Source organism: Streptomyces formicae (assembly GCF_002556545.1).
GTDB classification, from domain to species: Bacteria; Actinomycetota; Actinomycetes; order Streptomycetales; family Streptomycetaceae; genus Streptomyces; species Streptomyces formicae_A.
The window spans coordinates 2,215,040-2,236,269 of the sequence record NZ_CP022685.1 but is presented as its reverse complement, the minus strand read 5'-3'; the positions used below and the strand labels follow the sequence as shown (position 1 = coordinate 2,236,269).

The 21,230-nt window shown below is 71.3% G+C and carries 26 protein-coding genes; 21 read left to right on the top strand and 5 right to left on the bottom strand.

Going from position 1 to position 21,230, the window contains the following annotated elements:
• Positions 1 to 11: 11 nt before the first annotated feature.
• The gene (locus KY5_RS09330) at positions 12 to 782 is read right to left on the bottom strand and encodes an ABC transporter permease (protein ID WP_098241786.1); all 771 of its coding nucleotides are present in this window, start codon (positions 780 to 782) and stop codon (positions 12 to 14) included.
• Positions 779 to 1,702, bottom strand: a complete 924-nt coding sequence (locus tag KY5_RS09325; protein WP_098241785.1) for an ABC transporter ATP-binding protein — start codon at positions 1,700 to 1,702, stop codon at positions 779 to 781. Before KY5_RS09325 ends, KY5_RS09330 begins: the two co-directional genes overlap by 4 nt.
• Before the next feature lie 111 nt (positions 1,703 to 1,813).
• Here KY5_RS09325 and KY5_RS09320 point away from each other — a divergent pair, with 111 nt between their 5' ends.
• Positions 1,814 to 2,593 carry a formate/nitrite transporter family protein gene (locus KY5_RS09320; RefSeq protein WP_098241784.1) on the top strand — a complete coding sequence of 260 codons (780 nt, stop codon included), beginning with the start codon at positions 1,814 to 1,816 and terminating at the stop codon, positions 2,591 to 2,593.
• On the opposite strand, the gene KY5_RS09315 is transcribed toward KY5_RS09320, so the two are convergent.
• A complete protein-coding gene (locus KY5_RS09315) occupies positions 2,590 to 3,381 on the bottom strand; it encodes an aminoglycoside N(3)-acetyltransferase (RefSeq protein WP_098241783.1) in 792 nt (263 codons plus the stop codon). The genes KY5_RS09320 and KY5_RS09315 overlap by 4 nt on opposite strands.
• A gap of 161 nt (positions 3,382 to 3,542) precedes the next feature.
• On the opposite strand from KY5_RS09315, the gene KY5_RS09310 reads away from it, so the two are divergent.
• From KY5_RS09310 to KY5_RS09275, 8 genes are all read left to right on the top strand, one after another.
• Positions 3,543 to 4,274: a helix-turn-helix transcriptional regulator gene (locus KY5_RS09310; protein ID WP_199842997.1), complete on the top strand. Its 732-nt coding sequence runs from the start codon at positions 3,543 to 3,545 to the stop codon at positions 4,272 to 4,274.
• Complete coding sequence (sufB, locus tag KY5_RS09305) at positions 4,271 to 5,695, top strand: Fe-S cluster assembly protein SufB (RefSeq protein WP_098241781.1); 1,425 nt, start codon at positions 4,271 to 4,273, stop codon at positions 5,693 to 5,695. Before KY5_RS09310 ends, sufB begins: the two co-directional genes overlap by 4 nt.
• A gap of 86 nt (positions 5,696 to 5,781) precedes the next feature.
• Positions 5,782 to 6,963 (top strand): Fe-S cluster assembly protein SufD, encoded by a 1,182-nt coding sequence (gene sufD / locus KY5_RS09300; protein ID WP_098241780.1) that lies wholly within the window; start codon positions 5,782 to 5,784, stop codon positions 6,961 to 6,963.
• A complete protein-coding gene (locus tag KY5_RS09295; RefSeq protein ID WP_098241779.1) occupies positions 6,960 to 7,277 on the top strand; it encodes a bifunctional 3-phenylpropionate/cinnamic acid dioxygenase ferredoxin subunit in 318 nt (105 codons plus the stop codon). Before sufD ends, KY5_RS09295 begins: the two co-directional genes overlap by 4 nt.
• 7 nt (positions 7,278 to 7,284) lie before the next feature.
• Entirely contained in the window at positions 7,285 to 8,049 is a 765-nt protein-coding gene (sufC, locus tag KY5_RS09290; protein ID WP_098241778.1) for a Fe-S cluster assembly ATPase SufC, read from the top strand.
• A complete protein-coding gene (locus tag KY5_RS09285; RefSeq protein WP_098241777.1) occupies positions 8,046 to 9,302 on the top strand; it encodes a cysteine desulfurase in 1,257 nt (418 codons plus the stop codon). The genes sufC and KY5_RS09285 overlap by 4 nt, the downstream gene beginning before the upstream one ends.
• 16 nt (positions 9,303 to 9,318) lie before the next feature.
• The gene (sufU, locus tag KY5_RS09280) at positions 9,319 to 9,798 is read left to right on the top strand and encodes a Fe-S cluster assembly sulfur transfer protein SufU (protein WP_098241776.1); all 480 of its coding nucleotides are present in this window, start codon (positions 9,319 to 9,321) and stop codon (positions 9,796 to 9,798) included.
• Positions 9,795 to 10,133: a metal-sulfur cluster assembly factor gene (locus tag KY5_RS09275; RefSeq protein WP_030564757.1), complete on the top strand. Its 339-nt coding sequence runs from the start codon at positions 9,795 to 9,797 to the stop codon at positions 10,131 to 10,133. The genes sufU and KY5_RS09275 overlap by 4 nt, the downstream gene beginning before the upstream one ends.
• A gap of 55 nt (positions 10,134 to 10,188) precedes the next feature.
• Here the strand turns inward: KY5_RS09275 and KY5_RS09270 are convergent, their stop codons facing one another.
• Complete coding sequence (locus tag KY5_RS09270; RefSeq protein WP_159072502.1) at positions 10,189 to 11,289, bottom strand: oxidoreductase; 1,101 nt, start codon at positions 11,287 to 11,289, stop codon at positions 10,189 to 10,191.
• Between the two features lie 143 nt (positions 11,290 to 11,432).
• On the opposite strand from KY5_RS09270, the gene KY5_RS09265 reads away from it, so the two are divergent.
• The 6 genes from KY5_RS09265 (at position 11,433) to KY5_RS09240 (ending at position 16,057) form a co-directional block, all read left to right on the top strand.
• Positions 11,433 to 11,753 (top strand): DMT family transporter, encoded by a 321-nt coding sequence (locus KY5_RS09265; RefSeq protein ID WP_055543925.1) that lies wholly within the window; start codon positions 11,433 to 11,435, stop codon positions 11,751 to 11,753.
• Positions 11,753 to 12,316: a TetR/AcrR family transcriptional regulator gene (locus tag KY5_RS09260; protein WP_098241774.1), complete on the top strand. Its 564-nt coding sequence runs from the start codon at positions 11,753 to 11,755 to the stop codon at positions 12,314 to 12,316. The genes KY5_RS09265 and KY5_RS09260 overlap by 1 nt, the downstream gene beginning before the upstream one ends.
• Before the next feature lie 97 nt (positions 12,317 to 12,413).
• Positions 12,414 to 13,403, top strand: coding sequence for a 2,3,4,5-tetrahydropyridine-2,6-dicarboxylate N-succinyltransferase (gene dapD / locus KY5_RS09255; RefSeq protein WP_098241773.1), 990 nt, complete (start codon positions 12,414 to 12,416; stop codon positions 13,401 to 13,403).
• A gap of 137 nt (positions 13,404 to 13,540) precedes the next feature.
• Positions 13,541 to 14,161: a hypothetical protein gene (locus KY5_RS09250; protein WP_234362668.1), complete on the top strand. Its 621-nt coding sequence runs from the start codon at positions 13,541 to 13,543 to the stop codon at positions 14,159 to 14,161.
• Between the two features lie 118 nt (positions 14,162 to 14,279).
• Positions 14,280 to 14,834: a SigE family RNA polymerase sigma factor gene (locus KY5_RS09245; protein ID WP_098247140.1), complete on the top strand. Its 555-nt coding sequence runs from the start codon at positions 14,280 to 14,282 to the stop codon at positions 14,832 to 14,834.
• Positions 14,831 to 16,057, top strand: a complete 1,227-nt coding sequence (locus KY5_RS09240) for a hypothetical protein (protein WP_098241772.1) — start codon at positions 14,831 to 14,833, stop codon at positions 16,055 to 16,057. The genes KY5_RS09245 and KY5_RS09240 overlap by 4 nt, the downstream gene beginning before the upstream one ends.
• On the opposite strand, the gene dapA is transcribed toward KY5_RS09240, so the two are convergent.
• The gene (dapA, locus tag KY5_RS09235; protein WP_098241771.1) at positions 16,054 to 16,944 is read right to left on the bottom strand and encodes a 4-hydroxy-tetrahydrodipicolinate synthase; all 891 of its coding nucleotides are present in this window, start codon (positions 16,942 to 16,944) and stop codon (positions 16,054 to 16,056) included. The two genes, KY5_RS09240 and dapA, sit on opposite strands and share 4 nt — an antisense overlap.
• A 190-nt stretch (positions 16,945 to 17,134) precedes the next feature.
• Here dapA and KY5_RS09230 point away from each other — a divergent pair, with 190 nt between their 5' ends.
• The 6 genes from KY5_RS09230 to KY5_RS09205 all read left to right on the top strand — a co-directional run bounded on the left by KY5_RS09230 (position 17,135) and on the right by KY5_RS09205 (position 21,227).
• Positions 17,135 to 17,500 carry a hypothetical protein gene (locus KY5_RS09230; RefSeq protein ID WP_098241770.1) on the top strand — a complete coding sequence of 122 codons (366 nt, stop codon included), beginning with the start codon at positions 17,135 to 17,137 and terminating at the stop codon, positions 17,498 to 17,500.
• Positions 17,497 to 17,763: a DUF4235 domain-containing protein gene (locus KY5_RS09225; protein WP_098241769.1), complete on the top strand. Its 267-nt coding sequence runs from the start codon at positions 17,497 to 17,499 to the stop codon at positions 17,761 to 17,763. Before KY5_RS09230 ends, KY5_RS09225 begins: the two co-directional genes overlap by 4 nt.
• 88 nt (positions 17,764 to 17,851) lie before the next feature.
• Entirely contained in the window at positions 17,852 to 18,631 is a 780-nt protein-coding gene (locus tag KY5_RS09220; protein WP_098247139.1) for an SDR family NAD(P)-dependent oxidoreductase, read from the top strand.
• Positions 18,632 to 18,692: 61 nt separating this feature from the next.
• Positions 18,693 to 19,493 carry an SGNH/GDSL hydrolase family protein gene (locus KY5_RS09215; protein WP_098241768.1) on the top strand — a complete coding sequence of 267 codons (801 nt, stop codon included), beginning with the start codon at positions 18,693 to 18,695 and terminating at the stop codon, positions 19,491 to 19,493.
• Positions 19,494 to 19,588: 95 nt separating this feature from the next.
• Positions 19,589 to 20,386: an antibiotic biosynthesis monooxygenase gene (locus KY5_RS09210; RefSeq protein ID WP_098241767.1), complete on the top strand. Its 798-nt coding sequence runs from the start codon at positions 19,589 to 19,591 to the stop codon at positions 20,384 to 20,386.
• 97 nt (positions 20,387 to 20,483) lie between these two features.
• On the top strand, positions 20,484 to 21,227 hold the full coding sequence (locus KY5_RS09205) for an SRPBCC family protein (protein ID WP_098241766.1): 744 nt from the start codon (positions 20,484 to 20,486) through the stop codon (positions 21,225 to 21,227).
• Positions 21,228 to 21,230 lie beyond the last annotated feature (3 nt).

Below are 21,230 nucleotides of genomic sequence, written 5' to 3'. Positions count from 1 at the left end.
CCGCGCTCACGTCACTCCCAGCGGAAGAACCTGGCCGCCGCGCCGAGCCCGGCGACCGCCCAGACCGCCAGGATCCCGAGGTCCCCCCACGGCATGCCCGCGCCGTGCCGCAGGACGTCGCGCAGCCCGTCGGAGAGCGCCGAGATGGGCAGCAGACCGAGGACCGACTGCGCGGCGTCGGGGAACTTGTCGAGCGGGACGATCACGCCGCCGCCCATCAGGAGGAGCAGGAAGACGAGGTTCGCGGCGGCGAGCGTCGCCTCGGCCTTCAGGGTGCCCGCCATCAGCAGACCGAGCCCGGAGAACGCGGCCGTGCCGAGCACCAGGAGCAGCAGTACGGCGAAGGGGTTGCCGTGCGGCGACCAGCCGAGCGCGAAGGCGATCACCGTGAGCAGGACGATCTGCAGGACCTCGGTGACCAGGACGGACAGGGTCTTCGCCGCCATCAGGCCCCAGCGGGGGAGCGGCGAGGCGCCGAGCCGCTTGAGCACGCCGTACCGCCGCTCGAAGCCCGTCGCGATGGCCTGGCCCGTGAAGGCCGTCGACATCACGGCGAGCGCGAGGATGCCGGGCGCGAGGAAGTCCACGGCCTTGCCGTCACCGGTGTCGACGATGTCGACCGTGCTGAAAAGCACGAGCAGGAGCGTCGGGATGACGACGGTCAGCAGGAGCTGCTCGCCGTTGCGCAGCAGCATCTTCGTCTCGAGGGCCGCCTGCGCGGCGATCATGCGGGACAGCGGGGCGGCGCCCGGCTTCGGCGTGTACGTACCGGCGGCGCTCATCCGCGCAGCTCCTTACCCGTGAGCTCCAGGAAGACGTCTTCGAGGGTGTGGCGTTCGACCGAGATGCGGTCCGGCATGACCCCGTGCTGGGCGCACCACGAGGTGACCGTGGCGAGCAGTTGCGGGTCGACCCTGCCGCTCACGCGGTAGGCGCCGGGGGTCAGTTCGGCCGCGGCCGAGTCCGGCGGCAGCGCCTTGAGGAGCGAGCCGACGTCCAGGCCGGGGCGCCCGGTGAAGCGCAGGGTGTTCTCGGCGCCGCCCCGGCACAGCTCGTCGGGGCTGCCCTGGGCGATCACCTTGCCCGCGTCGATGATCGCGACATCGTCGGAGAGCTCCTCCGCCTCGTCCATGTGGTGCGTGGTGAGGATGACGGAGACACCGTCGCGGCGCAGATCGCGCACGAGGTCCCAGGTGGCCCGGCGCGCCTGCGGGTCCAGACCCGCGGTCGGCTCGTCGAGGAAGACGAGCTCGGGCCTGCCGACCACGGCCATGGCGAGCGCGAGGCGCTGCTGCTGGCCGCCGGACAGGCGCCGGTAGGTGGTGCGGCCGCAGCTGCCGAGGCCGAGGCGCTCGACGAGGTCGCCCACGTCCAGCGGGTCCGCGTGGAGCTTGGCGACGTGGCGGAGCATCTCGTCGGCGCGGGCGCCGGAGTAGACGCCGCCGGACTGGAGCATCACGCCGATCCGGGGCCGCAGCGCGGCGGCCTCGCGGTCCGGGTCGAGGCCGAGGACGCGCACGGTGCCGGAGTCCGGCTTCCGGTAGCCCTCGCAGGTCTCGATGGTGGTGGTCTTGCCCGCACCGTTGGGGCCGAGGACGGCGGTGATGCCCGCCCCGGCGCTGAGGTCGAGACCGTCGACCGCGGTCTTGTTTCCGTACCGCTTGACCAGACTCTCGATCTGGACGACGGGCTCGCTTCGCATGGTGAGCCAGTCTAGGGACGGGTCCGAGGTCCCGGGCGGGCGGGGCGCCGGTCCTCTTCCTGGTGACCTTTTCCGGCCGTACGGGGACGAAGCGGGGCCTAGCGTCGATGCGTGACCAGCATCGCGGAGAACGTCGAGGAGACATCCGAGCAGGCCGCCCACAAGGCGCACGACCTCCGGCGCGCCCCGCGCTACTTCGTCTCTGCCGTCCTCGCGGGCGCCTACATCGGGATCGGCGAGGTGCTGCTCCTGGTGGCGGTCTCGCCGTTCGTGGCGGCGGGCTCCCCGGCGGTGAAACTCCTCGAAGGAGCGGTCTTCCCGATCGCGCTGACGATCGTGATGTTCGCGGGCGCGCAGCTGTTCACCAGCAATGTGATGGTGATGCTGATCGGCGCGCTGACGGGGCGCACGGGCGCGCGCGACCTGGTCGGCAGCTGGGCGCTGTCGCTGGCGGGGAACTGCGTCGGGGCGTTCGTCTTCGGCGCGATGGTGCACGCCTCGGGCGTGACGTCGACGCCCTCGGCGCGCGCGATGCTCGCCGGGATGGTGCACGGCAAGGAGGCGCTCGACGGCGGCCAGCTCTTCTGGCGGGCCGTGCTCTGCAACTTCCTCGTCTGCCTGGCGATCTGGATGTTCTACCGGGCCAAGGGGGACGGCGCGAAGATCTTCGTGCTGTGGATCCCGGTCCTGGTCTTCGTCGCGGTCGGCTTCGAGCACTGCGTGGCGAACATGGCGCTGTTCGCCCTCGCGATCCTGGACGGCGGCGCGGGCTTCGCGGAGCTGGGCAGGAACCTGCTGTTCACGGTGGTGGGGAACGTGGTCGGGGGCGGTCTCCTCGTCGCGGGCTCCTACTGGTTCATGGGCCGCCCCGAACGCGAGGAGGACCTCTAGGCGGGGGCGGCCAGCCACCGTTCGGCGTAGGCGACCGCGTCCGCGAGCGGGAACAGCCGCGATGCGGCGGCGCCCACCCGTCCTCGTACGACCTCCGTGTCCCGCTCGAAGGCCGCGCCGAGCTCCTCGAAGCGGTCGCTGGGGAACGCCGGTTCCCGCACGGTCGTCCACCGGCGGCCCCGGGGCGTCATGGCCGCGAAGGAGTTCTCGGTCTCGGGGCCGGGGATCCGGTACTGGGCCAGGTGGAAGGCGGTGCAGGAGCCGTAGCCCGCGCCGAGCAGCAGGACCCGGGCGCCCGCCTCCTCCAGCCGGGCCAGCGGGCTGCGCTCGCCGAAGCTGCAGTCGCGGGCGTGCCCCGCGGTGATCGTGGCGGCCCCGGGGCCGAGGGCCGCGAAGGACGCCTGCGGATGGGCGCTGCGCAGGGCCCCGGGCCAGGTGCGCACGGCCTCGGGGACGACGCCGACGCCGAAGCTGGGCGTGATCAGCGGGTCGTACGCGGGGAGCGTCGCGCGGAGCACCTCGGGCCAGCCCTCGGGCATGGGCGGGTTCTGCCACGCCGAGGGCTCGGAGTTGTCTCCCGTGTGGGTGGGGACCACCAGAGTGCCGTCGGCGCCGAGGGCGTCGAGGAGCCCCTGGACGAGTGCGACCTGCCCGCCGCTGACCCAGCCGAGCGAGCTCAGCGAGGTGTGCGCGAGGAGGGTCTCGCCGGGACGCACACCGAGCTTCGACAGCTCGTCCGCGAGTGAGGCGCGCGTGCACAAAGGGCCGGTGGGAGGGGGTGTCGACATGGTCAGGGAGTCTCCAGGAAGTGCCTGGTGAGCGCCACCGGTTTGATCGATCAGTGATCGTTTCCGCAGGTCAGCTTAGGTATGCCTAAGTGATGCAGCGCACCGGCCGGTGATCCGGGCGCGGGTTGTCAGGCTCTGAGGAATTACGCAACAATGGCGTTGTGAAAAACGTTGGCGAGGCTCCGCAGGAGGAACTCGCGGCTGGGTCGCGCTCGGATCGCTCCACGCGCAACCGGGTCGCGCGGTCCATCCTGGATCACGGCCCGTCCACCGTGGCCGACCTCGCCAAGCGGCTCGGCCTGACCCAGGCCGCCGTCCGCAGGCACCTCGACGCACTCGCCCATGAGAACGTCGTCGAGCCCCGCGAGCAGCGGGTCTACGGGGCACGGACCAGGGGCAGGCCCGCCAAGGTGTTCGCCCTGACCGACTGCGGGCGCGACGCCTTCGACCAGTCGTACGACAAGCTGGCCGCGGACGCGCTCCGGTGGATCACCGAGCACCACGGCGAGGGCGCGGTCGTCGCGTTCGCCAAGGCGCGGATCGCCGCCCAGGCCGAGACGTACAAGAAGGCGATCGAGGCGGTACCCGCGGAGCGGCGCACCGAGGCTCTGGCGAAGGCATTGACCACCGACGGGTACGCTGCTACGGCGCGTAGCGCACCGGTCGGCGAGCAGCTCTGCCAGCACCACTGCCCGGTCGCCCACGTCGCCGAGCAGTTCCCGCAGCTGTGCGAGGCGGAGACGGAGATGTTCTCCGCGCTCCTGGGCACCCACGTCCAGCGCCTCGCCACGATCGCCCACGGCGACGGCGTCTGCACGACGTTCATCCCCCGAAGCACCACGCAACACCCCCATTCAGCATCAGCAAGCACCGCCGGGAGGAACCCCGCATGACTCTCCCTATCGAGGAGACTGCCCACCCCGAGCTCGAGGGTCTGGGCACGTACGAATACGGCTGGGCCGACTCCGACGCGGCTGGTGCCTCTGCCAAGCGCGGCATCAGTGAGGACGTCGTCCGGGACATCTCCGCGAAGAAGTCCGAGCCGGAGTGGATGACCAAGCTCCGCCTCAAGGGCCTGCGGCTGTTCGACAAGAAGCCCATGCCCAACTGGGGCTCGGACCTCTCGGGCATCGACTTCGACAACATCAAGTACTTCGTGCGCTCCACGGAGAAGCAGGCGGCGTCCTGGGAGGACCTGCCCGAGGACATCAAGAACACGTACGACAAGCTCGGCATCCCCGAGGCGGAGAAGCAGCGCCTCGTCGCCGGTGTCGCCGCGCAGTACGAGTCCGAGGTCGTCTACCACCAGATCCGCGAGGACCTGGAGGAGCAGGGCGTCATCTTCCTGGACACCGACACGGCGCTGAAGGAGCACCCGGAGCTCTTCAAGGAGTACTTCGGGACCGTCATCCCCGTCGGCGACAACAAGTTCGCCTCGCTGAACAGCGCCGTGTGGTCCGGCGGCTCGTTCATCTACGTCCCCAAGGGCGTGCACGTCGAGATCCCGCTCCAGGCCTACTTCCGCATCAACACGGAGAACATGGGCCAGTTCGAGCGGACCCTGATCATCGTGGACGAGGACGCCTACGTCCACTACGTCGAGGGCTGCACCGCGCCGATCTACAAGTCGGACTCGCTGCACTCCGCGGTCGTCGAGATCATCGTGAAGAAGGGCGGCCGCTGCCGCTACACGACGATCCAGAACTGGTCGAACAACGTCTACAACCTGGTCACCAAGCGCGCCGTGGCGTACGAGGGCGCGACCATGGAGTGGATCGACGGCAACATCGGTTCCAAGGTCACCATGAAGTACCCGGCCGTCTACCTCATGGGCGAGCACGCCAAGGGCGAGACGCTCTCCATCGCCTTCGCGGGCGAGGGCCAGCACCAGGACGCCGGTTCCAAGATGGTCCACATGGCGCCGAACACGTCCTCCAACATCGTCTCCAAGTCGGTGGCGCGCGGCGGCGGTCGTACGTCGTACCGCGGCCTCGTCGAGATCGGTGAGGGCGCCGCCGGATCCAAGTCGAACGTGCTCTGCGACGCGCTGCTCGTCGACACGATCTCGCGCTCGGACACCTACCCCTACGTCGACGTCCGCGAGGACGACGTCTCCATGGGCCACGAGGCCACCGTCTCCAAGGTCTCCGACGACCAGCTCTTCTACCTGATGAGCCGCGGTCTGACGGAGTTCGAGGCCATGGCGATGATCGTGCGCGGCTTCGTCGAGCCGATCGCCAAGGAGCTGCCCATGGAGTACGCCCTGGAGCTGAACCGGCTGATCGAGCTGCAGATGGAGGGTTCGGTCGGTTAACACCGGCCGCGTCCCGGCCGGCCGAGACCGGCCGGGCCCCCGCAGCTACTGACTTCTTTACGCAGAGAGAGAGCACGACGACAGCCATGGCTGAGGCTCAGAACATCCCGGTCGGTTCGACGACCGCAGGATCGATCGCGGTGGCCGCCGAGTCCACCGTCGCGACCCGCATGAGCGCGCCCCCGTCCTACGACGTGGCGGACTTCCCCGTGCCGCACGGCCGCGAGGAGGAGTGGCGGTTCACGCCGCTGGAGCGCCTGCGCGGTCTGCACGACGGCACCGCGGTGGCCGACGGCGGCATCCGCGTCGAGGTGAGCGCCCCCGAGGGCGTCACCCAGGAGACCGTCGGCCGGGACGACGCGCGCGTGGGCAAGGCGGGCAAGCCCGTCGACCGTGTCGCGGCGCAGGCGTACTCGTCCTTCGAGAAGGCCTCGGTCGTGTCCGTCCCCAAGGAGACGGTCCTCACCGAGCCGATCCGGATCACCGTGCACGGCGAGGGCGGCACCGCCTTCGCGCACCAGGTGGTCGAGCTCGGCGCGTTCGCCGAGGCCCTGGTCGTCATCGACCACACCGGTGACGCCGTGCTCGCCGCCAACGTCGACTTCGTCGTCGGCGACGGCGCCAAGCTCACCGTCGTCTCCGTCCAGGACTGGGACGACACGGCGGTGCACATCGCCCAGCACAACGCGCTGATCGGCCGCGACGCCTCCTTCAAGTCCGTGGTCGTCACCTTCGGCGGCGACCTGGTCCGCCTGCACCCGCGCGTCAACTACGCGGGCACCGGCGGCGAGGCCGAGCTCTTCGGCCTCTACATCACCGACGCGGGCCAGCACCAGGAGCACCGCCTCCTGGTCGACCACAACACCCCGCACTGCAAGTCGAACGTCGTCTACAAGGGCGCGCTCCAGGGCGACAACGCCCACGCGGTGTGGATCGGCGACGTCCTCATCGAGGCCGCGGCCGAGGGCACGGACACCTACGAGATGAACCGCAACCTGGTTCTGACCGACGGCGCCCGGGTCGACTCGGTGCCGAACCTCGAGATCGAGACCGGCGAGATCGTCGGCGCGGGCCACGCCTCGGCGACCGGCCGCTTCGACGACGAGCAGCTCTTCTACCTGCAGTCCCGCGGCATCCCGGAGGACGAGGCGCGCCGCCTGGTCGTCCGCGGCTTCTTCGCCGAGCTGGTCCAGCAGATCGGCCTGCCCGACGTCGAGGAGCGCCTCATCGCGAAGATCGAAGAGGAGCTGGAGGCGACGGTCGCATGACCTTCGTACGCGCCTGTGGCCTGAGCGAGCTGTCGGAGGACACCCCGAAGCGGGTGGAACTCGACGGCACGCCGGTCTCGGTCGTCCACACCGAGGGCGAGGTGTACGCGATCTACGACATCTGCTCGCACGCGAACGTCTCCCTCTCCGAGGGCGAGGTGGAGGACTGTCAGATCGAGTGCTGGCTGCACGGCTCCAGCTTCGACCTCCGCACCGGCAAGCCGTCCGGCCTTCCCGCGACGCGCCCCGTCCCCGTATACCCCGTAAAGATCGAAGGGGACGACGTGCTCGTCTCCCTTTCCCAGGAGTCCTGAGGCACCCATGGCAACGCTTGAAATCAAGGACCTGCACGTCACCGTCGAGGCCGACAACGCCACGAAGGAGATCCTCAAGGGCGTCGACCTGACCGTGAAGCAGGGCGAGACGCACGCCATCATGGGCCCGAACGGCTCCGGCAAGTCGACGCTCGCCTACTCCATCGCGGGTCACCCCAAGTACACGATCACGAAGGGCACCGTCACCCTCGACGGCGAGGACGTCCTGGAGATGTCCGTCGACGAGCGTGCCCGCGCGGGCATGTTCCTGGCGATGCAGTACCCGGTCGAGGTCCCGGGTGTGTCCGTCTCCAACTTCCTGCGCACCTCCGCCACCGCGATCCGCGGCGAGGCGCCCAAGCTGCGTACCTGGGTGAAGGAGGTCAAGGGTGCGATGGAGCAGCTCCAGATGGACCCGGCCTTCGCCGAGCGCAACGTGAACGAGGGCTTCTCCGGCGGTGAGAAGAAGCGCCACGAGATCCTCCAGATGGAGCTCCTCAAGCCGAAGATCGCGATCCTCGACGAGACGGACTCCGGTCTGGACGTCGACGCCCTGCGCCAGGTCTCGGACGGCGTCAACCGCGTCCGTGAGACGGGCGAGGTCGGCACCCTCCTCATCACGCACTACACGCGCATCCTGCGCTACATCAAGCCCGACTTCGTCCACGTCTTCGCCAACGGCCGCATCGCCGAGTCCGGCGGCGCCGAGCTCGCCGACAAGCTCGAGGCCGAGGGCTACGAGGCCTACACGAAGGGCGGCGCATCTTCGTGACACAGCTGCCGGGCCTCCTCGACACCGAGGCGATCCGCAAGGACTTCCCGATCCTGGATCGCCAGATCCACGACGGCAAGAAGCTCGTGTACCTGGACAACGCGGCGACCTCCCAGACGCCCCGCCAGGTCCTCGACGTACTGAACGAGTACTACGAGCAGCACAACGCCAACGTTCACCGCGGCGTGCACGTCCTCGCCGAGGAGGCCACGGCGCTGTACGAGGGCGCCCGTGACAAGGTCGCGGAGTTCATCAACGCGCCCAGCCGCGACGAGGTGATCTTCACGAAGAACGCCTCCGAGTCGCTCAACCTCGTGGCCAACATGCTCGGTTGGGCCGATGAGCCCTACCGCGTGGACCACGAGACCGAGATCGTCATCACGGAGATGGAGCACCACTCCAACATCGTTCCGTGGCAGCTGCTCTCGCAGCGCACCGGCGCGAAGCTGAAGTGGTTCGGCCTGACCGACGACGGTCGGCTCGACCTCTCCAACATCGACGAGATCATCACGGAGAAGACGAAGATCGTCTCCTTCGTGCTCGTCTCCAACATCCTGGGCACGCACAACCCGGTCGAGGCCATCGTGCGCCGCGCCCAGGAGGTCGGCGCGCTCGTCCTGATCGACGCCTCGCAGGCCGCCCCGCACATGCCGCTCGACGTGCAGGCGCTGCAGGCCGACTTCGTGGCCTTCACCGGCCACAAGATGTGCGGCCCGACGGGCATCGGCGTGCTGTGGGGACGGCAGGAACTCCTGGAGGACCTGCCCCCGTTCCTCGGCGGCGGCGAGATGATCGAGACGGTGTCGATGCACTCCTCGACGTACGCTCCCGCACCGCACAAGTTCGAGGCGGGCACGCCCCCGGTCTCCCAGGCCGTCGGCCTGGGCGCGGCCGTGGACTACCTGTCCGCGATCGGCATGGACAAGATCGCCGCGCATGAGCACGCGATCACCGAGTACGCGGTCAAGCGGCTCCTTGAGGTCCCCGACCTCAAGATCATCGGCCCCTCCTCGGCCGAGGACCGCGGCGCCGCGATCTCCTTCACGCTCGGCGACATCCACCCGCACGACGTGGGCCAGGTCCTGGACGAGGAAGGCATCGCGGTCCGCGTGGGTCACCACTGCGCACGGCCCGTCTGCCTCCGTTACGGAATTCCTGCGACCACGCGAGCGTCGTTCTATCTGTACTCCACGCCCGGCGAGATCGACGCTCTCGTCGACGGCCTGGAGCACGTACGGAACTTCTTCGGCTGAGGGGCTGGCTGGGAACGTGAAGCTGGATTCGATGTACCAGGAAGTCATCCTGGACCACTACAAGCACCCGCACGGGCGTGGTCTGCGCGATGGCGACGCCGAGGTGCACCACGTCAACCCGACGTGCGGCGACGAGATCACGCTGCGCGTCAAGTACGACGGGTCGACCATCGCCGACGTGTCGTACGAGGGCCAGGGCTGCTCCATCAGCCAGGCCAGCGCGTCCGTCCTGAACGACCTCCTGGTCGGCAAGGAGCTCGCCGAGGCGCAGAAGATCCAGGGCGTGTTCCTGGAACTGATGCAGTCCAAGGGCAAGCTGGAGCCGGACGACGCGATGGAGGAGGTCCTGGAGGACGCCGTCGCGTTCGCCGGGGTCTCCAAGTACCCGGCGCGCGTGAAGTGTGCTCTGCTGAGCTGGATGGCGTGGAAGGACGCGACGGCGCAGGCGCTCGGTACCGACGCCGCCGACGACGTCGCTGAGAGGAAGACCGCATGAGCGAGAACGAGACCCTGACCACGAAGCCCGCTTCCGAGGAAGAGGTCCGCGAGGCGCTGTACGACGTCGTCGACCCCGAGCTGGGCATCGACGTCGTCAACCTCGGCCTGATCTACGGCGTCCACGTCGACGACGCGAACATCGCCACGATCGACATGACGCTGACGTCGGCGGCCTGCCCGCTGACGGACGTCATCGAGGACCAGGCGAAGTCCGCCACGGACGGCATCGTCAACGAGCTCCGGATCAACTGGGTCTGGATGCCGCCGTGGGGCCCGGACAAGATCACGGACGATGGGCGCGAGCAGCTGCGGGCGCTCGGGTTCAACGTCTGAGTCCCCCTGAACACGCGGAAGCCCCCCGGACATGGTCCGGGGGGCTTCCGCGTGTTCAGGACCGGGACGCCTCGGTCAGTGTGTGCGCCAGCCCCTCCCCGCGGATGCGGCGGTCGATGTAGAGCAGGGCCGTCACCAGGGGCAGGAAGACCGTGGCGAGGAGTTGGGTGAGCAGGGTGCCGAGCAGGCCGAGCAGGGCGTACAGGCCGAACTGGGAGCGGAGTTGGTCGAAGAGGAGTTCTGAGGTGTCCGTGTCCGGGGTCACCGCGGGGGGCTCCGGTGCGGCGAACTGGAGGGGGAGCCGAAATGCCAGGGAGACGATCACCACGATGACTCCGGCGAGCAGCGAGATGCCGAACGTGCGCCACCAGGCGCCGCGTACGAGGCGTGCGGAGCGGCGCAGTGCCGTCAGGGGGCCCGCCGATTCCAGGACCGCCGCCGCCGGGGCGAAGGCGAACAGGACGTAGAGCCAGGCCGCCAGCGGGAGCGTGAGGAGGAAGAGGAGGAAGACCAGGCCGAAGGGGGCGGTCGAGTCCGTCATGACCGTGACGAAGAAGGAGACGAGGAGCAGCGCGAACGTCGCGAGGGGCAGCAGCAGGACCAGGGCGAGCAGCAGCGTCACGGCCGTCACCGACGGCGTGCGCGACCACGCCTTGTGCCACACCGCGCGGAACGTCGTGGGGCGGCCGAGCACCGCCTCGTGCAGGGTCGCGGCGCAGGCGGCCTGGATGAAGGAGTTGATGGCCAGGCTCGCGAGCAGGCCCGTCGCCCAGACCGCTCCGAACGCCATGAGCAGCGGTCGTCCGTGCTCCCAGGAGAAGGTGGCGCCCGGCTCGTACATGGCCCGGAAGTCGTCGCGGGTGGCGGCGTACGCGAGCAGGAGCGCGCCCGTCATGACCGCGGCGAGCAGGCCGTACGCCGCGGCGGCGGTGCCGAAGAGCGGCTTGGCGTAGCGCCGCATCGTGGCGAACGCGCCGCCCAGGACGTGGTCGACGCCCAGGGGTGCCAGGGGTATGACGCCCGGTTTCGGGGGTGGCGGGGGCGGTGGGCCCCAGGGGTTCGGCTGCCAGCCGTGAGGGTGCGGGTGCCGGCCCGGCGGGTTCGGGTTCCAGCTCTGCGGTCCTGGCTGCGGTCCCCGCCCCGATGTGTCCGACATCGCTCTTGCGCTCCATGGTTCGCGTCGTACGCCCTGTGGCCCCCCACAGTGATCGCGTCACCTTAGCCGGTCCAACCGGTTCGACCGGTGCGGGATCCCGCGTTTGCGTACACCCGTACACATCGATATGTACACTCGTACGCATGGGATACGCACTGCTGGCCGGGGCCATCGCCGCGGAGGTGGCCGGGACGACCGCCATGAAGTACAGCGAGGGGTTCAGCAGGCTGTGGCCCTCGCTGATCACGGTCGCGGGGTACCTGCTCGCCTTCACGCTGCTCGCGCAGACCCTCAAGACCCTCTCCGTGGGCACCGCCTACGCGATCTGGGCGGGCATCGGCACCGCGGCCGTCGCCGCGATCGGCATGCTCTTCCTGGGGGAGGCCGCCAATCTCGTCAAGGTCGCGGGCATCGCGCTCGTGATCGCGGGCGTCGTCGTGCTCAATCTGGGCGGGGCGCACTGATGGGCCGTCGCTACGACCCCGACCGTCGCCAGCGGATCATCGACGCCGCGATCCGGGTGGTCGGGCGGAAGGGCATCGGCGGGCTCAGCCACCGTTCGGTCGCCGCGGAGGCGGACGTGCCGCTCGGCTCCACGACGTACCACTTCACGACCCTCGACGAACTGCTGGTCGCCGCGCTGCGACAGTCCAACGAGGGCTTCGCGAAGGTGGTGGCAGCGGGCGGCGCGTTCGCGGACCCGCGGGCCGACGTCGCGGGCGAGCTCGCCCGGCTGCTCGGCGAGTGGTTCGCGGGGGAGCGGGCCGGGATCGAGCTGGAGTACGAGCTCTACCTCGCCGCCCTGCGCAGGCCCGCGCTGCGCCCGGTGGCCGCCGAATGGTGCGCGGGGCTCGCCGAGTTGCTGGGGCGGCGCACCGACCCGGCCACCGCGCGCGGCCTCGTCGCCCTGATGGACGGGATCTGTCTGCAGGTGCTGATCACGGGCGGCGAGTACGACGAGGTGTACGCGCGGGAGACGTTCGCGCGGCTGTTGAGGCCGGAGCCGGGCGCGGCGCCGGATGCTTGACCGCCCGCTGTCGGCGCTCTCGGCGCTCCCGGCGCGGGGTGGCCCGGACCCTGAGACCGGTTCGCCCGTGCGGCGTGCCTCCGGTTAGGTTTCACCCATGACCGACACGAATGCTTCTCGCACCACCGGCGCCGTCGCCGCAGGCCTCGCCACCGTCACCACCGACGGCACCGTTCTCGACACCTGGTTCCCCGCGCCCGAGCTCGCCGCCGAAGCGGGCCCCGCGGGCACCGAGCGGCTGTCCGCCGAGCGCGCCGTGGAGCTGCTCGGCGAGGGTGCCGCCAAGGCGATGGGCCCGGACGCCCGCCGTGGCGTGGAGATCATCGCCGTACGTACGGTCATCGCGTCCCTCGACGACAAGCCGCAGGACGCCCACGACGTGTACCTGCGTCTGCACCTGCTCAGCCACCGCCTGGTCAAGCCGCACGGCGTGAACCTGGACGGACAGTTCGGCTTCCTGCCCAACGTCGCCTGGACCTCGCTCGGCCCGGTCGCCGTGGACGACGTCGAGAAGGTCCGGCTCAACGCCCGCGCCGAGGGCCTGCACCTCGCCGTGACCTCCATCGACAAGTTCCCGCGCATGACGGACTACGTCGCGCCGAAGGGCGTCCGCATCGCCGACGCCGACCGCGTCCGCCTCGGCGCGCACCTCGCCGAGGGCACGACCGTCATGCACGAGGGCTTCGTGAACTTCAACGCGGGCACGCTGGGCACCTCCATGGTCGAGGGCCGCATCTCCGCCGGCGTCGTCGTCGGCGACGGCTCGGACATCGGCGGCGGCGCCTCCACCATGGGCACCCTGTCCGGTGGCGGCAACGTCCGCATCGTCATCGGCGAGCGCTGCCTGATCGGCGCCGAGGCGGGTGTCGGCATCGCGCTCGGCGACGAGTGCGTCGTCGAGGCCGGTCTGTACGTCACCGCCGGTACCCGCGTCACGATGCCCGACGGCCAGATCGTCAAGGCCCGCGAGCTCTCCGGCGCCTCGAACATCCTCTTCCGCCGCAACTCGGTCACGGGCACCGTCGAGGCCCGCCCGAACAACGCGGTCTGGGGCGGCCTGAACGAGGTCCTGCACAGCCACAACTGACCGGCTCCGCCAGTCCTGTCGAGGGCGCCCTTCCCCCACGGGAGGGCGCCCTCGCGCGTTCGCGTACGTATGCTGCGCGGACGACAGCGGGATGACACGGGATGACACGGACGACAGCGGTGCGACAGGAGATGGGCATGAGCAGAGCGGGGATCAGAGCCGTGGCGCTGGGGGCGGTGGCCGTGGTCGGGCTCGTGGCCGGGTGCGGTCAGAGTGCCGGGCAGGACGGGGCCGCGGGGCGGGAGAAGAGCGCGGGGCACGGTGCCGCGCAACAGGTGGACCGGGCCGTCGCGGGCGATCACAGCTATCCGCTCCAGAAGAGCGACATTCCCTGGAGCGGTAGCCCGAGTCCGTTCAACGCGCAGGTCAAGCTGGCCGACGGGCGGCGCGTGGCCATGCACTACCTGAGCAAGAAGGGGCTCTTCGTGCAGGACTACAGCCCCCGCGCGAAGGGGTGGTCCAAGCCCGCGGTCGTCTACAAGACCACGACCGACGCCTGTCAGGGGATCACCCTCAAGGCCAAGGACGGCACCGTCGCGGCCTTCGGGGACTTCGGCGTGTACTGCGCGGACGGCGAGCCGCCGACCGAGTCCGTCGCCGCGGTCGCCACCGGGCGGCTGACCACGTGGGACAAGCACCTCACCAAGAACTTCGACGGCTGGGAGAAGATCGCCGTCGCCGCCGGGGGCAAGAAGGTCACCTTCAGCGGGGGCGGGGAGACGCTGCGCTGGACCAAGGCGGCGGGGTTCCCCGGCTGAGCACGGGGCCGATCACGGCCGTACGAAGTTTCTTCGAGACGCAGGCATAGCGGGGGACGACCGGGCCCGTCCAGAGGAGTGAGGGGGCAGCAGGCCCGCCGGGGAAGAGAAGGTGACGATGGATGCCGAAGGGCAGGAGAGTTTCCGGGAGTTCGTGCGGAGCAGATCCGGCACGCTGCTGAGGACCGCCGTGCTGCTCAGCGGCGGCGACCGGCACGCGGCCGAGGACCTGCTCCAGAACGCGCTGGTCAAGGCCGTCGGCCGCTGGCACCGCATCGACGAACCCGAGGCGTACGTACGGCAGGTCCTCTACCGCCAGCAGATCGGCCGCTGGCGGCTGAAGTGGCCGCGGCGCGAACTGGCCGTCGCCGAGCCGCCGGAGACCCCCGTGGCCGGGGACGGCGCGTCCGCCGCGGAGCTGCGGATCGTGCTGCGCGGGGCGCTCGCCAAGCTCACCGCGCGGCAGCGGACCGTCCTCGTGCTGCGCTACTTCGAGGACCTGCCCGAGGCGGAGGTGGCCGCGCTCCTGGGCTGCTCCGTGGGCACCGTGCGCAGCACGACGCACCGCTCCCTGGCCCGGCTCAGGGGCCTGGCTCCCGAGCTCGCCCGGCTCGAAGGGCCCGGCACCGGGGCCGGGTCCCCCGACTTCTCGCCCGTGGAGGTAGGACCGTGAACGTCGAAGACCTGATGCGCGACGCGCTGCGGGAACAGGCGGAGCGAGACGCGCCGGTGCCGGGGGACCTCGCCGACCGGGTGCTGAGCGTGCGGCGGCGGCGCCGGGTGCGCGCGATCGCCGGCACGTCGCTCGCCGCGGTGGCGGCCGTGGTGGCGGTGGCGGTGCCGGTCATCGGCGCGGACTCCGAGGCGCGCGGCCCGCGCCCGGCGAGCGAGCTGCGCGACGGTGACGTCGTCGCGCACCCCGACCAGTCGCCGCCCCGTGACCTGATCGCCGCGGGCGGCACCGCGCTCGCCGCGTTCAGCACGAACTCCCGCGTCAAGCAGCCCGACGGCGACGCCCTGATCACCCGGACCTATCAGCTGCTCGACCAGAAGACGGGCCGCTACCGGAAGGCCGAACGCTGGTCCTTCCTCGACGTGGCGCCCGGCATGCGCACCGCGGCCGTGCTCGAACGCGGCCTGCCCACCCAGCGGATCGGCCTGCTCGACCTGCTCACGGGCAAGGTCGAGCGCTGGATCCCGGTCGAGCACGGGGTGGGGGGCGTCGAGTTCTCGCCCGACGGCAGGAAGCTCGTCGCGACGACGTACGAGAACGATCCGGACCTGCTCGACATGGACCAGCCGATCCACAACGGCAAGGAGGAGGAGCCGGGCCCCGCCGAGCCGAGCAGGACCGGCTTCTACGTCGTCGACGTGGCGTCCGGCGAAGCCCACTGGAACAAGGTGGCGATGACCTCGCCCGGCGATCGCGGGATCGCGGACATCAACACCCGCCAGGACTTCGGCTTCAGCCAGGACGGGTCCCTGGTCTACACGGGGCTCACCAGGGCGCCGAACCAGCAGTACTACGACTTCGACGGCCGCAAGCGGAGCGCTCCCGCCAGGGAGAAGCACCTGCTCTGGTACGTCGAGGCCCGGCTCTCCCCGAGCGGGAAGCTCGCGGCCGGTGATTTCGCGGGCAGCGGCAGGAAGACGGCCTCCGAGGTGATCGACCCGCTCACCGGCAAGCGCGTCGCCAAGGTGCCGGGACAGCAGCTCCTCGCCTGGGTCGACGACAAGCGGCTGATCGCGTGGGACATCGCGCCCGGCACGAGCGAGTACCGCAACCGGCTCGTCCTCGTCACCATCGGGAGCGAGAAGACGGTGCCGCTCAGCGGCTTCCTCTCGCCGAAGGCCGACGCGGACGGGCGCTGGACCCCGGTGTTCGCGGCGCGCTAGCCGACCGCGTCGTACGCCGCCCGCAGCCCGTCGGTCACCTCACGGCCGGCGGGCAGCAGCGGTGCCCGCACCGGGCCTGCGGGCAGCCCGAGCGCCCCGAGCAGCGCCTTCGCGGTGACCGTGCCGGGCAGGCCCGACGCCATCATGAGGTCGATGAGCGGGGTGGCCGCGAGCTGCCCGCGGCGCGCCCCCGCCGTGTCGCCCGCGTCGAACGCGTCGAGCACGGACCGCAGGTGACGGGGGATCACATTGGCGACCGTGCTGATGTAGCCCGCGCCGCCGACGGCGTACAGCGCCAGGTCGTACTCGTCGCAGCCCGCGTAGTACGCGAGGTCCGTGCGGCCCATGACGCGCTGGCTGGCGAGGATGTCGTACGCGCAGTCCTTCACGCCCACGATCCGCGGATGCTCCGCCAGGCGAAGGAGCGTCTCCGGCGCGATGCGGGTGCCGGTGCGGCCGGGGATGTCGTAGAGCAGCACCGGGAGCCCCGATCCTTCGGCGACCGCGAGGAAGTGGGCCGCCACGGCGTCCTGCGGCGGCTTGCTGTAGTACGGCGTGACCACCAACAGGCCGTCCGCGCCCGCCTTCTCGGCCGCCCCTGCCAGCTCGACGGTGTGCCGGGTGTCGTTGCTGCCGACGCCCGCGACGACCCGGGCGCGGCCCGCCACCGCGTCGGCCACCGCGCGCACGAGCGCGGACTTCTCCGCGTCGGACGTGGTCGGCGACTCGCCGGTGGTGCCGGACAGGACGAGCCCTTCGCAGCCGTCGGTCACCAGGCGGTCGGCGAGGCGCTGCGCGCCGTCCAGGTCGAGGGCGCCCGCGTCGGTGAAGGGCGTGATCATCGCGCACAGGGCGCGGCCGAAGGGGGCCGGGGTCCGGGAGGTCATGAACGCAGTGTTCGGTACGCGTCACTGAAGCTCCACTTAATTCTCCTACGAGGTGGTGGGCGTGAACGCTAAAAGATCGCGCGTGCCGGGGGTAGCCGGGCCGGGTGCGGGTACCCGGTCGGCACCGCGCTCCCCGTGGCGGGGCGCGAGAGACACGAACGAGGAACGGACGAGCCGAGGAGGCGCACCCATGGCGAACACGCCCAGGAACCCGAAGGAACTCCTTGCGCAGGCGGACGTCGCGTCCCGCGCCAAGCACGGGGCGGCGGTGGTCAAGGACCAGATGCGCGACACCGCGGCACAGGTCAAGGACAAGGTGGCCGAGGGCGCCGCGCACGCCGAGGAGTACCGCGCCGTGGCCCAGGTCGAGGAGAAGGTCGCGGAGGCCGCGCGGCGGGTGCGCGAGGGCACGCCCGAGCCGGTGCGGGCCGCGGCGGACAACGTCGCACGGACCGGCGGCAAGCACCCTCGGGCGCTCCTGGCGGTCGTGGCGGGCACGGGCGCGCTGCTCGCCTGTGCGGCACTGCGCCGCCGCAGGCGGGGCGAGCGGGCATGAGCCCGCTCAAGCTGCTCTACAAGCCGGTCGGCGCGGGCTTCGGCATGCTGGGCGGCGCGCTGGCGGGCGCGCTGTTCAGCCGCGTCTGGAAGGCGGTCGCGGGCGAGGACGACGCGCCTGACGCCCACGACGAGGAGCGCGCCTGGCGCGAGATCCTCGCCGCGGCCGCGCTCCAGGGCGCGATCTTCGCCGTGGTCAGGGCCGCCGTGGAGCGCGGCGGCGCGGTCGGCGTGCGGCGCCTCACGGGGAGCTGGCCCGGCTGACGGGGAGCCGCCCCGGCCGGCCCCGGCGGCTTCTGGCATGATCGGCGCGGGCGCCGACAGGCCGGACGTACAGAGGCTTGAGGCACAGATGGAAACCAGCAGCAACGACAGCATCCGCGACGGCGGCCGTGCCGGTGAGGAGCGCGTCGCCCTCGTGACCGGGTCCTCGTCGGGGATCGGCGCCGAGATCGCCCGGCGCCTGGCCGCCCGGGGGATCCGGGTGGTCGTCAACTCCGCGCGCTCCGTGGCGGCGGGCGAGGAACTGGCGGCCGAACTGCCCGACGCGGTCTACGTCAGGGCGAGCGTCGCGGACGAGGCCGACGCCAAGCGGCTCGTTCAGGCAGCCGTCGACGCGTACGGCCGCCTGGACATCCTGGTCAACTGCGCGGGCGCCACCCGGTTCATCGACCACGACGACTTCGAGGCCGCGAGCCCCGAGGTGTGGCGGGAGCTGTACGACGTCAACGTCATCGGCGTCTGGCAGACGATCACCGCGGCCGTCCCGCACCTGCGGGCGAGCGGCGCGGGCAGCATCGTGAACATCTCGTCGCAGGCGGGGGTGCGGCCCGGTGGCAGCTCCATCCCGTACGCGGTGAGCAAGGCCGCCGTGAACCACATGACCAAGCTGCTCGCCAAGACGCTCGGGCCCGCGGTGCGCGTCAACGCCGTCGCGCCCGGCATGATCGACACGCCGTGGTTCGACGGGGTCGAGGGCGTGGAGGCCGCGATGGAGGCCGTCGCGGAACGGCTGCCGCTGGGGCGGGTCGGCCGCCCCGAGGACATCGCCGAGGCCGTGGTCGACCTGGCCAACTCCTCGTACATCACGGGCGAGGTGCTGCTCGTGGACGGGGGCGGGCACCTGCTGTGACGCGTCGCGCGCGCCGCGGCCCCGCGTTGACGGGGTCGCGCGGCCGGAGCAAGCTCAGGCCATGAGCACGAGGCAGCAGTACCCTTTCGCGCGCTACGTAGCGATCGGCGACAGCCAGACCGAGGGGCTGGGGGACGGCGACGAGAGCCATGGGTACCGGGGGTGGGCCGACCGGTTCGCGGAGATCCTCGCGGCGGGCAATCCGGACCTCACGTACGCCAACCTCGCCGTGCGCGGGCGCGTCACCGCCCGGGTCAAGGCGGAACAGCTGGGCCCGGCCCTGGCGTTGAAGCCGGATCTCGTCACCGTGATGACGGGCATGAACGACCTGGTGCGGCCGGGCTTCGACGCCGCGCGGGTGGCCGCGGACATCGAGGAGATGTTCACCGAACTCACCGGGGCGGGCGCCCGGGTGGCCACCGTGACCTTCCCGGACATCGGGCGGATCTCCCCGCTCGCGCGGCGCGCGCTGCCCCGGGTCCTGGATCTGAACGCGCGGATCCGCGCGGCGGCCGACCGGCACGGGGTGGCCGTCCTCGACACGTTCCCGCACCGCGTCACCACCGACCCCCGGCTGTGGAGCAGGGACCGCCTGCACGCGAGCCCGCTCGGCCATGCCCGGATCGCCGCGGGCGTGGCGGACGTCCTGGGCGTGCCGGGTCACGAGAGCTGGCTCGAACCGCTGCCGCCGCTCGCCCCGCAGTCGGTGTTCGACGAGGTCACGGCGGAGGCGCGCTGGTTCGCGGGCTTCATGGGGCCGTGGGTGTGGCGGCGGGTGCGGGGCCGTTCCTCGGGGGACGGCCGCGAGGCGAAACGCCCCGCGCTGGCCGCGGTGACCCTGCCGGATCGCGAACGGGCTTGACCTCAATCTTGGTTGAGGTCGGAGTGTAGGGCGTGCCCGGGACGGTCATCGGCCCGGGCACGGCACGCACACCGAGACGGATGGATGGGACAGCCATGTCTACGACCCAGGAACCGGCCAAGACCGCGAGCACCACCCCGAGCGCCACGTGGAGCGCGACCCCGGGCGCGACCCTCCGCACCGGCACCCACCCCGACCCCGCCCGCCCCGACGTCGGACTCACCTTCGTCAGCACCTGGAGCACGGGCTCGCCCGAGCGGCAGCGGGCCACGCTGGACGCCATCGCCACGGCCTGGAGCACCAGGGACTGGCCGCACGAGGGACTGCTGTCGTACGCCGTGTACGCGGGCGCCGACGGTGACACGGTCCTGCACCACTCGCAGTGGCGGGACGAGGACGCCTACCAGGACTTCTTCGCGAGCGCCGCCAACGGCAGGGACGCGCGGAACACCGACATCGACGCCGCGGTGCCGGGCATCGAGCGCCTCGGTCTGCTCAAGACGCGCCTGTACCGCAGCTGGACCGGTGCCGCGGAGCGCGCGGACCGGGAGCCCGGTGCGATCGTGATCGTGCGCGTCGCGTTCGAAGGGCCCGACGCCGACCGCCAGCGGGCCTGGGTGGACGGGGTGATGGACGCGCTGGAGGGCGACGGGACGGCGGGCGGCGGGCTGCTCGCCGCGCACTTCCACCTCAGCACCGACGGCAGGCAGGTCGTCAACTACGCGGAGTGGACCGACGAACAGGCCCACGTCGACGCGCTCTCCGCCGCGGGCGAGGGGGTGGGAGCGCCGACGGCCCGGTGGCGGCGCGTGCGGGAGTTCCCCGGCGTCCTCTCCGATGACTCGGTCGCCCGCTACCGGTTGGCGCACACCTTCGTACCGCGCGGAGCGTAGATCCCCGGCGCCGGACCACCGACCTCCGAACGCGCCTGGACAGCGGCCCCGGTCGGCGGGACGGTGGATCGGCGCAGGGCGATGCGAGGGGGACGGCATGAGCGGCACGGGCACCGGCAAGGAATTCGAGATAGTCAGGGAGTTCGAGGTCGACGCGTCGCCCGCCGAGGTCTGGGACGCCCTCACCACCGGCGCCGCGGGCTGGCTCAGGCCCCTGCGGTACGAGCCCAGGGAGGGCGGCGCCGCCCCCTCCGGCGGCACCGTGACGTGCTGGGACCCGCCGCACCGGCTCACCGCCCGCGTGGAGGACCCCGACCGCGTCCCCGGCCAGACCCTCAACCAGCTCGACCACACCGTCGAGCCGCGCAACGGCGGCCGCCGCTCCTGGGTGCGCTACGTCCGCAGCGGCGTCTTCACCGGTGACCGCGACGCGCAGTACGACGCCGTCGCCAAGCACACCGACTTCCGGCTGCACACCCTGTGCGAGTACCTCGCGCACTTCAAGGGCCGCCCGGCCGTGCACTCCGCGATCACCGGGCCGCCCGCGTCGGCCGCGCCGGACGCCTTCGTCAGGCTCGGCCGCGCGCTCGCCCTGCCCGACGACGCGTCCGAAGGGGCCCGCGTCCGGGTCAGGACGCCCGGCGAGCCGCTCGACGCGGTCATCGACTTCCGCAGCAGGTACTTCCTGGGGCTGCGCGCGGACGACAGCCTGCACCGCTTCTTTGGCCGCAACCACTTCGGCCTCCCGGTGACCGTCAGCGTGCACGACTTCGGTGCGCACGCCGACGGCAAGCGCACCGAACTCGCGTGGCAGGACTGGCTGGACCACCTCTACGGATGACCG